Source organism: Campylobacter concisus (assembly GCF_003048375.1).
Taxonomy (GTDB): Bacteria; Campylobacterota; Campylobacteria; order Campylobacterales; family Campylobacteraceae; genus Campylobacter_A; species Campylobacter_A concisus_T.
In genome coordinates this window covers 108,617-119,793 of the sequence record NZ_CP021643.1, presented here as the reverse complement: position 1 = coordinate 119,793, position 11,177 = coordinate 108,617, and the positions used below count along the sequence as shown (strand labels likewise).

Annotated in this window: 18 protein-coding genes; 3 read left to right on the top strand and 15 right to left on the bottom strand. The window is 31.6% G+C overall.

The window, feature by feature from the left end:
* Positions 1-38 precede the first annotated feature (38 nt).
* The 7 genes from CCS77_RS10375 to CCS77_RS10345 form a co-directional block, all read right to left on the bottom strand.
* Positions 39-242, bottom strand: coding sequence for a hypothetical protein (locus CCS77_RS10375; protein ID WP_107917439.1), 204 nt, complete (start codon positions 240-242; stop codon positions 39-41).
* Complete coding sequence (locus CCS77_RS10370; RefSeq protein WP_107917438.1) at positions 239-697, bottom strand: YopX family protein; 459 nt, start codon at positions 695-697, stop codon at positions 239-241. The genes CCS77_RS10375 and CCS77_RS10370 overlap by 4 nt, the downstream gene beginning before the upstream one ends.
* A gap of 2 nt (positions 698-699) precedes the next feature.
* Complete coding sequence (locus CCS77_RS10365) at positions 700-1,299, bottom strand: DUF262 domain-containing protein (protein WP_107917437.1); 600 nt, start codon at positions 1,297-1,299, stop codon at positions 700-702.
* A gap of 109 nt (positions 1,300-1,408) precedes the next feature.
* Positions 1,409-1,816 carry a YopX family protein gene (locus CCS77_RS10360; protein WP_161545291.1) on the bottom strand — a complete coding sequence of 136 codons (408 nt, stop codon included), beginning with the start codon at positions 1,814-1,816 and terminating at the stop codon, positions 1,409-1,411.
* A gap of 14 nt (positions 1,817-1,830) precedes the next feature.
* The gene (locus tag CCS77_RS10355; RefSeq protein WP_107917435.1) at positions 1,831-2,238 is read right to left on the bottom strand and encodes a YopX family protein; all 408 of its coding nucleotides are present in this window, start codon (positions 2,236-2,238) and stop codon (positions 1,831-1,833) included.
* A 179-nt stretch (positions 2,239-2,417) separates the two neighbouring features.
* Positions 2,418-3,119, bottom strand: a complete 702-nt coding sequence (locus tag CCS77_RS10350; RefSeq protein WP_107917434.1) for a hypothetical protein — start codon at positions 3,117-3,119, stop codon at positions 2,418-2,420.
* Between the two features lie 10 nt (positions 3,120-3,129).
* Positions 3,130-3,597: a single-stranded DNA-binding protein gene (locus CCS77_RS10345; protein WP_107917433.1), complete on the bottom strand. Its 468-nt coding sequence runs from the start codon at positions 3,595-3,597 to the stop codon at positions 3,130-3,132.
* Between the two features lie 185 nt (positions 3,598-3,782).
* On the opposite strand from CCS77_RS10345, the gene CCS77_RS10340 reads away from it, so the two are divergent.
* From CCS77_RS10340 to CCS77_RS10330, 3 genes are all read left to right on the top strand, one after another.
* Positions 3,783-4,760: a transcriptional regulator gene (locus CCS77_RS10340; RefSeq protein WP_107917432.1), complete on the top strand. Its 978-nt coding sequence runs from the start codon at positions 3,783-3,785 to the stop codon at positions 4,758-4,760.
* Entirely contained in the window at positions 4,754-5,176 is a 423-nt protein-coding gene (locus CCS77_RS10335) for a hypothetical protein (RefSeq protein ID WP_107917431.1), read from the top strand. The genes CCS77_RS10340 and CCS77_RS10335 overlap by 7 nt, the downstream gene beginning before the upstream one ends.
* A 133-nt stretch (positions 5,177-5,309) precedes the next feature.
* Positions 5,310-6,200: a tyrosine-type recombinase/integrase gene (locus CCS77_RS10330; protein WP_107917430.1), complete on the top strand. Its 891-nt coding sequence runs from the start codon at positions 5,310-5,312 to the stop codon at positions 6,198-6,200.
* A gap of 37 nt (positions 6,201-6,237) precedes the next feature.
* Here CCS77_RS10330 and CCS77_RS10325 read toward each other — a convergent pair whose 3' ends face one another.
* The 8 genes from CCS77_RS10325 to CCS77_RS10290 form a co-directional block, all read right to left on the bottom strand.
* Complete coding sequence (locus CCS77_RS10325) at positions 6,238-6,690, bottom strand: SET domain-containing protein (RefSeq protein WP_107917429.1); 453 nt, start codon at positions 6,688-6,690, stop codon at positions 6,238-6,240.
* 16 nt (positions 6,691-6,706) lie between these two features.
* Entirely contained in the window at positions 6,707-6,907 is a 201-nt protein-coding gene (locus CCS77_RS10320; protein WP_107917428.1) for a hypothetical protein, read from the bottom strand.
* A 2-nt stretch (positions 6,908-6,909) separates the two neighbouring features.
* Positions 6,910-7,596 (bottom strand): hypothetical protein, encoded by a 687-nt coding sequence (locus CCS77_RS10315; protein ID WP_107917427.1) that lies wholly within the window; start codon positions 7,594-7,596, stop codon positions 6,910-6,912.
* 1 nt (position 7,597) lies between these two features.
* A complete protein-coding gene (locus tag CCS77_RS10310; protein ID WP_107917426.1) occupies positions 7,598-7,981 on the bottom strand; it encodes a hypothetical protein in 384 nt (127 codons plus the stop codon).
* 118 nt (positions 7,982-8,099) lie between these two features.
* Positions 8,100-9,122, bottom strand: coding sequence for a replication initiation protein (locus tag CCS77_RS10305; protein WP_161545290.1), 1,023 nt, complete (start codon positions 9,120-9,122; stop codon positions 8,100-8,102).
* A gap of 587 nt (positions 9,123-9,709) precedes the next feature.
* Positions 9,710-10,306, bottom strand: a complete 597-nt coding sequence (locus CCS77_RS10300) for a hypothetical protein (protein WP_107917424.1) — start codon at positions 10,304-10,306, stop codon at positions 9,710-9,712.
* Positions 10,307-10,528: 222 nt separating this feature from the next.
* Positions 10,529-10,735 carry a hypothetical protein gene (locus CCS77_RS10295; protein WP_107917423.1) on the bottom strand — a complete coding sequence of 69 codons (207 nt, stop codon included), beginning with the start codon at positions 10,733-10,735 and terminating at the stop codon, positions 10,529-10,531.
* Between the two features lie 18 nt (positions 10,736-10,753).
* Entirely contained in the window at positions 10,754-11,170 is a 417-nt protein-coding gene (locus CCS77_RS10290; protein ID WP_107917422.1) for a hypothetical protein, read from the bottom strand.
* Positions 11,171-11,177: the final 7 nt, after the last annotated feature.

Below are 11,177 nucleotides of genomic sequence, written 5' to 3'. Positions count from 1 at the left end.
TTGATATCCTTTAAAAAAATTAATAGCTTATAAAAATATTAAGTTTTCTTTGTCTTAACTTTTATAACGCCTTTTACTATGCGCAAAGATTTATCCTCATCAAAATCTTTTAGACACTCCGCACATAAATGGTCGTATTCGTTAATGCCAGTGTAATTTTTAGCTTCTTCGCTAAATTCATACACCTTAACGTCATCATCGCTTTGTGCGCCACAGCTATCGCATACATATATAATACTCATTTTGTGTCCTTTAAAATTTTTGGATTTTCATAAATATTGCCTATAACTTCTCCATATTCAAACATTCCACCAACGCCACCCCATATTCTACCGCTCCGACTACGCGCAACAAAAGCACCGTCTTCAAAAGTTACTACTTGAATTAGCGTATCATCAGGGACGTCTTCAGGCTCTAAATTTTTTAGAAGCTCATCTCTGTCAAGCTTTAAAATGTAGCCGTCATAAATTTCTTTACCATTCTTGTCCTTTTCGCCAGTATATTGAACAAGTGCGATCTCGTCATTTAGTTCATACTCCCACGTATTACCATCATCATCTTCAATTTCTACTATTTGGTCTTTAAAATTTATGCTTGTGACGTCCCATAATCTACCTGCCATAAGATCTATTTCAAGAGGATGGCTATCCTCATCAGTCAAATCATAAACATAAGCCTTAAATTTAATATCTTTCATCTTTATATCCTTAAAGCACTCTTGCACTTCATTATTTTTTCTAAGTCCTCTTTAGTATGGGCAGTGCCACCGAAATTTAGTGTAAAATAAAAATCCAGTTCCTGCTCCAGTGTTGGTTCGTTTATAATCATCGATCCGAAATTATGAAAATCTATGAAAGCTCTTTTATCAAGATATGGTAGATCTTTAAAAAAGTATCCGTCCATAGCAAATTCATTATCTAAAAAGCTCTTTATCGCATTTAACCTTTGTTGCCCGTCTAATAAATAATATTTCCTGGCTGGTAGCTTTTTTAGGGTTTGTTTGTCATAGGCTTGCCTTGCAAAAACAAAAGTCCCAATAGGAACGCCAGCCATAATCGTTTTTATTAAATTGACCTTTTGAGTTTCACTCCAAACTAAGCCTCTTTGATATGCAGGAATTATAAACTGATCGCCATATTCTCTGCCCTTAAGCAACAAATCGTTAATATCCATGATACAATTTTCGTGGATAACAACGTTGCTATCATGAAAGATGTCTTTATATATCCGTCTTGTATCGCTTTTGTCGCTTTCGGACAAAACCTTCTCAGCATAGCTGCTGTATTTTTCGTCTAACATGTTTATAACTCCATCTTTTTAATTTATATAATTATAATATATTTTACTTTAATATTTACTTAAATTATATAATATACATCTACTTAAAAACATAAAATACTCAACGTTTTTATGCCTCTTGAGCTTTATCTAAAAGCTCTTTGTTATGATAAACATTGCCTATAACCTTGCATTTGTCATCTATCCAAAATACAAAAGGCTTCATACGCTTTAGTTTTGAAATATATGATGCATAGCCGCCACTCCACACAACCTCACCTACACTTCCATCTGGATATTCTACGATATAGCCACTATATATTTCATTGCCATTATGATCGTGTAGTCCAGTATATTCCATTAATTTAAAATCATCTTCACGCTTAAAAAATGTTGTTTCAAACGTATCCTCACCAGTTATCTCCCTCGTAGGAACAACTATGCCCGTAACATCTCCGTTAAAATCAAGATCCATGTTTATGACGTTCAAAAGAACATTAATGCCTGGAACGTATGCTTTAAATTTAATGGGTTTCATCTCCATCTCCTCGACTATTTTTGATAAATATTACCTAAGACCGCAAACAATTCTATAATAGGAGTTTTATCTGCCTCTGACTTAGGGGCATTAAAAGGCAGTAGCGATCCATCAGGAAATTCTACACAAAAGCAACCATCTTTAAAAATAACTACTCCTGGCTCTTCTTCCTCAGTGGTATCTACCCACTCTCCATCGTGATTTTCATATCCAGTTGGATTTATGGCTGCAAAATGCACTATGTCGCTCTCATATATCTTTTCGCCACCAATATCTTTGCATCCAGTATATTGCATTACGGCATACGCCTCTTTATCTTGCAAAAACATACCAAAAGAAAAATCTTCCTCAAAAGTTTTTTCTATGTTATAAAGCATAATATTACTATTTTTACACCAAGCTCTATATTCAACATCTTTCATTTTTTATCCTTTATTAATTCTTAAGTCAAAGATCTATATACTTTTTACATAAAAAACGTGTAAATACGATTTTTCTCCGTTGGAGTTGGTCTAAAAAGTATCAATATTTACACGTTTCCCTTAGTTTTACTAAGGTTTTTCCCGTTGGGATTAAAACTTGGGGGCAGTTAAGCCCCTTTTTATTTTTTCAACCACTCTTGTTTAATCTCTATCAATATATATTCAAGGAAACTTCTTTCTGTGTTTCCATCTTGCCATACAAGAAGTTTAACGCCATCTTTTGGATTTTTGCGATCTAGCTCTTTTACTGAAACTAAATCATAGCCTTGAACTTGGCATCCATAGCTAACTTTTATCATTTCTTCATCTATTTTTTTAATATCAAATTGTGCTAGCTCATCTCCCTTAAGTTCATTAACTTCTATTTGATAATAGCTATCACTAAGAACCCATCTATCTACATAAGACATTTGTTGATGGACACCCTTGCAAGCTAAATCCCATCTAAAATCAGCGTTGCCAGCAGTTTTTGCTATGCCGTCAATAAAATAGCTATATTTTTCTTCAAAATCAGCAGCATATTCAATTCTTTCAAAATCAAATATCTCTAGCGTTCCAAAGTCAAGCTCATTGGCAAGCTGATCAATATAATTAATGCCATTCTTTTGGCAAAAATCACTATTCATAATTTTGTTAAAATTATCAAATTCATCATTGGTAAGAGTTATGTTAAGCTTTGCCTGGAGCATTTGCCACTCGTCAGCAGCAAAGCAAAGCAAATCAATTCCGTCAGTTGAACCATCGCAATATACTATATCTTGTGGCTCTTCTTTAAATATTCCTAGCTTTTTGTTCTCTAAAAATAACTCATACATTTTCATCTCTTATCCTTTAAAATGGTATATCTTTTTCTGCATACTCCATATTATCAGAAGTATCAATGTCTGGCACATCACTATATTGTGGCTCAGCCTTTCTTTGTGGAGCGTTTTGCGATCGTGCATTTTGCCAATTACTACCTTGCTGCGTATTTTGATCTTTGCTGCCTAACATCTCCATACTCTCAACACTTATGCTATGTTTTGAGCGAGATTGCCCATTTTGATCTGTCCATTGTTCAAATTTCAAGACACCTTCAATTAGCAGTTTTGATCCCTTGGTGAGATACTGATTTGCTATCTCGGCGCTTTTCCCAAAGAAGGTAATATCCACAAAACATATCTCTTCTCTTTTTTCGCCATTTGTGCTATATTTTCTTGTGACGGCGATCGCACTTCGTCCAACTGCTAAGCCCGTATTAATATATCTTAACTCTACATCGCGAGTTAAATTTCCAACTAAAACTACTTTATTAAACATCTCTTGTCCTTTCGCTTTTAAGCTTTTTAATTAATTTAATTATAATATTTATTTGCTTAATATATGCTTATATTATATATATTTATAGTTACAATCATAAATTTTATATAATATTATGTTATTACTTGATTTTATAAAATATTTATGATAAAATTTCTTTAATTTTTACCCTAAAAGGAGAAAAAATGAGTTTTTTTAGACCAAAACCTAAAGAAGAAAAGACCTTCTTGCATCAAGAAGTATGTGACCTTTATGGTCTAACAAGATTTGAGCTTGCAGATAAGCTGGGATTTACTAAAGCTACACTCGATACCTGGAGCGACGAAAGTAGAATGACAAAAGTCACTCGCCTAGCCTTAGAGCTTATGCTAGAAACACACTATAAAACAAAGCTGCTATCCAATTTGGCAGAAAATATATCTGCAATCCTTGCCATAAACACTAACAGTAGCAATCCAAGCGTTAAGGACGATGGACAAATGCTCGTCGAAAGAATGAAGTATGTCTTAAAAGAATTTGGGATTAATACTATTACAGCAAGCGAAAAACTGGGCGAAGCCAGCTTTGAACAACTAGATGCCATTTTAAAACTTAAATCATTCCCTAGTTTTAGTTTTTTAGAAAACTTTTCTAAAGTCTTTACTATATCAGACGAATGGCTTAAAACTGGTAATGGCCAACCATTTGATGTAAGAGTTATCAACTCTTACACGCTTCACGAGCTGGCATCTGAGTGTAAAAACTTTGAAAAGCTCTATATTATCCACAGTAAAGACAATAAACCACACACAAAGATAGTAGTTGAATATCAGGCAGGAAAATTTGATATTTTTAGAATGGATTTTTGTATAGGGGATAATTTCATTATGGGCGGATCGGAGGCTATTGATCTTTTTAGCCTATATAAATTTTATCGTGAGAACGAACATAAAATCTCTCTACTAACACTAGAGCGTGAAGAATATGATAAACTAATATCAAGAGAGCATTATGCTGGCAATATCCTAAAAAAAAGCCACAATTCTTATATGTTAGACGATCTATTTGATCTGGACTATTATAATAAAGAAAAATACGGCGACTTTTTTGTTGAATGCACAGACATTATTAAAAGCAAGAAAGAGAGCGAAGAAAAAAGAACACAAAAGGAGAAAAAATGTTAAACAAAATTATACGAATGTTCAAAATGTGGCTAATTAGAAGGCACATAAAAGAGAAACAAATTACCCTAAGATACAATGGTGAGATTGGTGTTCGAGTTAATGGACTGGTCTTAAATGAGGGCTTTGGGCAGCGACTAAGAGAGCTTTCAAATAAGCTTTTGGGTTTTGAAATAGATGGCTTTCAGATCAGTGAATTCGATAAAATTTACGACAATCGAGATGCCCTATTAAAAGGACTTGGCGAAGAGTTGAAAAAAGACAAGCTTTTTAATGAAGATCATATTAAAAGCCATGAAACTGCAAAGCAAGAGCTAGAAAACCTTAAAGATATTATCAAAAAACTTGCATTTGATTTGGTTGGCAAATGCAAGGAACTAGATATAGACTATAAAGACCTCATAGCACAATCAAAATAAATTTCTTCGCCCTCTTTCACTCCTGGCACAATCCTATAAAAGTGCCAGGATAAAATATTTTTATTTTAATCATATAAAATCACTTTTATGTTATAATATCATATATCTATAAAAATCCGAACAAAGTAACAAAATGAAAATAGATGAAAAAATATTTTTTCTAAATGAGCTAATAAGCTATCGCGATGAATTCTTGGCATACAAGCAGACGCTTACCGATAAAGAAAATAGCATTAAAACCTATAAAAAATGCCTAAATGGATTTATAAAATTTTGCTATGAAAGCAATGAAATACCTTCGTTTGACGCAATAGATAAAAAGTGTATAACTGGCTATTTAGAGTGGCTAGATGATATTTATAGAAAAAAACAAGAAAATAAACCCCTAGAGGAAATAAAAAAACTTTCCAACTTAACAAAAATAGCCCATATTGCAACGCTTAAATTTTTCTTTAGATACATATCACCTAATCAGAGTGAAGCACTAAGGATAGAGAATGTCCTATCAGAGTATAAGTTTAAAGCCAATAACAACGGCAAACAAATAGACATATATATGAACGAAAATGAACGTAAGGCTATTTTAAGCCAAGCCGAAAGAGAGCTTATTAAAAATCCTGAGCGAAAAAATAAAAAAGAATATAGAAATTCGCTACTGGTAAAGCTTGTCTTAAAAAGCGGACTTAGATTAAATGAAGCTTTACCTCTAAAATTTTGTGACTTTCAAGAGAGCGGCGAGAAAGAATTTTATGCTGTAAGCATAAAGAAAAAAGAAAATGAGTATGAAAAAATTTGCATCGCAAAGAGTATTGTTGAAGAAGATTTTGAAATACTATCAACCTTCTATAACCCCGAAGACTATATTTTTAGTAGCGGCAAAGGGGACAAGCCGATGGCTGTGGAGTCTGGTTACAATATTTTAAATAAAGCATACCAAAAATGCGAGATAGACAATATTCGTAGCAGAAAGAAAAAGGTCAAGGAATTTAATAATATACAAGGCAGCCAAGGGAAGACTGCCTAAGTTAAGGTGTTTTCGTTCTAGGAGTTGAAATTATATCTTATTTTTTTAACAAAAAGTTCTTTTCTTTATTTTCAAGATAGGTCTGTTTCAGAGGTTCTTTATTATAGTCTATAAGAATTTCATCACCTTCGCGTATATCTTTAATCGTTTCAATGCGGATAGGATTATACTTTACTTCTACGTTTGGATCACTAGAGTGATTAATATAGCTATATTTTGTTCTAAAGGCTCTAACTAAGAGCGTATTTGTATCAAGAGCATTCCATTCCATAAAAATATAGTCTTGGTATTTTCCTAAATTTATAGTCTTAGCCATCCCGTCGTAGTGATCCCAGCTTATAACTTGACCATCCAAAAAACACAAAATCGTGCCGCTGTCTAAATTTTTATCAGCAAAAAGTCCAAAGCCATCTATTCTACTTTTGGCAATATGGGTAAATTTTATGTTGTCAATAACATTTTTGTTTATAAAATTAAAATCAGTCGTCATCTGCTTTTTATCTTTTCTATGCGCTCAACATTATTTTTATAATAGATTTTTCTTTATCGCCTTTTAGATCGTCTAGTGTTAGCCTAATATATTCGCCACCACTAAATTCTTTATAAGCAATCTCTACCACTGGTTCTCGAAAAATAAATTCTATTGTAGCATCATCGTCATACATGCTAAGCAATGCTTTTAATTGCGCTATTGTTAATGTTCTCATTTTTATTCCTCATCAATCATAATCTTTACGCCTGGTCTAAAAATAATGGCCTTTGCACCATTTTTTTTAGCAAAATTCTCTACAACATTATTTAGATCTTTTATAGAGATAGAATTTATTATAACAACTGGCTCTTGTCCAGTTTCCTTTTCAACTCTACTTTTATCAAGTTCGGAGTGTATTAATGGCGAAATAACATACATGCCATAAATGGCAAATAGCCATAAAAAGGTAGGCAAAGTCGAAACTATAAAATTTATCTTTTTTTTAGCCAAAAATTCAGCTTTCTCATTATCATAAGCTTCGGATTTTTGCCTTTCATTTATTTTTTTACTAGGACCTTTTATAGTCAAAAATAGCAATGAAATTAGAACTAGGCAAAATAATAATGTTGAAATTTGAGATTTAAAAATGCCGTGATAGAGAGCATAGCTAAATTCATAATAACTTTTCACAAAATAACCATCAGGAAGCTGATTGTAAAAGTTAGTGTCAAATGCAACAAACGCTCCTGGAAGAAATACTGAAATTAATGTAATAAATGAAATTTGATAATAAAATCTTAAAAAATTTTCCATATCATTTTTGCCTTTTAAAAATATAAAAATTGATTGAATAATCGCCAATCCCAGCAAGACAAGAGATAATACTATAAAAACACCTAACGCATTTAATACCAACTCGTTCATTTTATCTATCTCCCAAAATTTCTTTTAATTCCTCAATAGTTTTATGCCTTAATAAAAACTCCAACAGCTCATCGCCACCAAAGAAACAAGGTTCATCTGCTTTTTCAGCATTTATTATACATTGCCTTAGCTCATTCACAATAGGGTCTAAATCATTGTTTATGATTTCAATATCGACCGAGCTATTATCAATAGATATTCTTGCTGCCGAATGTCCATTTTTATCTATGGCAGATAATGGCATAACCTTAACGCAAAGATCATCTAAAAACTTTTTATTTGTAATATTAATACAAAAATCATTGGTGTAATTCCAATAATCATTCATTGTTTCAATCTTATTCACATCAAAGTTAATTTGCTCTGCTTGCGGTGTTTTATACATAGAATTTCCTCGCTCAGTAACTTTTTAATTAAAAAAGTCCCAAAAAAGTGGGACACTTTTGCCACTAAGGCATTAAAATTTGTTTTTTTCTTGGGACACTTTTTATTCATCAAAGCTTCTATATAAATTTTAATGAGTTGATCATGTGCTGCAAGCTTTCAAATTTTAAGTCAAAAATTTTATTATTTTCTTGATTGATCGCTTTCGCATGAATTTTATCATCATCACCTTTCCAAACATCTTGTAACTTGCACGAGTCATATCCACCATCAAATTTATTTTTCATGCTGAAATGCCTGCCAAAATAAGGAGTTAGCTCTGTAACAATCTCACCAGTCAAAGGATTTACTTTTGGAGCTTCCTCTGGCTCTGGTTCGGTATGTTTTTTTAAACTTTTTAAATCTTTAATTTTCTCACTAAGCTCGCTTCGATCTTTCTCAGGCGTAAAATAAAATTCGATGCCTATAACCTTGCCACCACGACCACGTCCGTTAGGATCCTTGATTTTTTTATAAGTTAAATTTTCAAAAATATTTCGATTGTTATTAAAAAGATCACGCTCTCCCGATAACTCTTTAATGCAAGGCTTTAAAATTCTTTCATCAATTTTACCTTGGGCATACTCACTAGGTATCTGCATTATTTCGCAAAAATCATCCCATCTATTTCTAAAAAGTGTTACTACTCCGCTATTCCTAAATTGTTTTAAAAGCCGATAAAGAGTTTTTGCATACTTCGAGCTAATATTGATGAATTCTAGTAGTTCAAAACGCGTAAAACCAAGCTGATAATTTGTTATGAGTTCATAAAAGTCTTGTTGTGCTGTAATTTCTATGGTATTTGTTTTGTAATCAAAAACAAGCTTTTCAAAGCATACAAAGGCATAAGCTTTTGTTGCTGTTGTATATTTGATATTATAATTTAGTATTTTGTCAGATAGCCCTTTAAACATTTCAAGCATCTTATTAGTGCTTTCTTTTTCATTACGTAAGTCACTAAAAAATTCATATATATCGATCTTAACGCTTCTATCATCTGCTAGTTTAGATAAGATCTTAACAACCATATCCATCTCTCGCTCAGTTAGTTTTGGCATGGGTAAAAAGTTAAAATCGTTAGAATATTGAACCATTTCACGCATTAAAGACCTTTCTAAAAACATAATGGGATTATAATATTAAAAACCTTACGTGTCAATACATGGGCTTTAATATAGAAAATTTGTAGTTTTAATATAAATAATCTATTTTTGGGTAGAAATTTTGGGTCTTTAATATAAGTCTTTATTTACCTTGGTAGAAAATTTGGGTCTTTAATGTAGAAAATTTGTAGTCATGATAGTTTTAATGTAGTAATATCTTAATATTATATTTTGATTTAAAGACCCGATAGGCCGAACGATGTAGTTAAAATTACGGAAAATTTGAAGTTTTAAGTATTGTAGAAAATTTGTAGTCTTAATAAAAAATATCTTTTTTAAGGTAGAAAAAAAGGGTCTTTAATGTAGTAAATTTGGGTCTAAAATATAGAAAAAATGGGTCTTTAATGTAGTAAATTTGGGTCTAAAACAATTCTCTAGGCCTGCTTGCACCGAAGCCAGAAGCCCCTATAAAAGATAAGAAAAGAATTTTATAAAAAGATAAAAATCGCGTGCGCGTGCGCAAAAAAACTTTTATGTTTTTTTATTAAATTAATGGCCGTATTAAGCGTAGAGAAAAAACCAAGATACTACTCTATTTCTTCACTCATCTCTACTTCTGTATCTTTAGCAAATTTCCAGGCAGAAACAAAAACCAGATTGTCATCAGCATATTTTTCCAAAAGATGTTTAGCACAAAAATATGCAGTATTTCCTTCGGATAGAAGTTCTCTTACTTCATCTGAGTATTTTTCATATTTGCCACTCATGGTTTTATTTGGATTATCCGTCGCTTGCTCTAAAGCATTTACAACTAAAGTTCTGCTAAAAGTCTGAAACTCTGGATAAATTTGACAAAGTTTTTTATAGATCTGATTATTTGATAGACCTTCCTGCTGAAACTTTGCAATGCTTTTTAAATGCTTATAAAAAACTCTATTCAAATTTGTTCGCAGTTCATCAGGGCTTTTTAGATCGGCTTTAAAACCATTTTTTTCAAAATTATTATCTAGCTTATTTTTAATCTCAATATAGGTCTTTTCATCGATATAGCACTTTTCAAATGCTCTCTTTAATGCCTTATTTTTTTTAGCATATTTTGATCTAATAACATTTTTTAACCCGACTAGCTCAATAAACTCATCGCTTAAAATTTCATCTAATATTCCAATTTTCTTAAGTGGCATCTTACCTCCATTTCTCAATTTTGTTTTGAAATTTTATCTTTCATATACAAAATACTATATTAATTTTAGGAGCTACCTTGCGGCTATCTCTTAAAATTAATATACTTATCATAATTTTATATAATTTTTAAATAATCTTATATAATTTTATTATAACTTTAATAATTATATTGTTTTTTAAATAAAAAACAAGTATTTAACTATAATTTTATTTTTTCTTATTTATTTTTCAATATTTTTAAATGCTCCACCTGATGCGAAGCAAAATAATACGCCATACATCAAAAAAGCCCATATACAAAAGCTTGCAAAAAGAGGCTCTTCAAAGTCAAGTAAATAGCCAAAGCTAAATGCTAAAAAACCAGTCATAACAAGCAAAATTCCTAAAAGCACTCCTAGTGTAGGGGCAAAACTATTTCTTTCAAACATTTTATTCTCCTTTTTATTTTAAAAAAACTTATGTTTAATCTCGTCAGCACATTTCCAAATATTATCTAGTAGATCCTCTGCGCTCTCATATATTAAAAAATCAAAATCCAATTCTCTTTTTAAGCTGGCCACCAAATCAAATACTTGACAAAATTTCTTGTTTATAAAACTATCGATAGTATTATGAAGCTCAACGTTTGCTATATTATCAAAATGTCTAGCCAATAAACGTCCCAAAACTCCAACAATATCTGTCATGGCCTTATTTATATCATTACTATTTTCGTGATATTCCCACTCGTCAGGCTCTCTCCAACCGCTGCCTATATATTGGCCTTTTCTTACTTTATAGTCAAAATAATACAAGGGTATTGTTATACCCTTGACTACTTTATTTATCAAAATCTCAGCTCTATCTTTTGTAAGCGTTTTCATAAAAGCC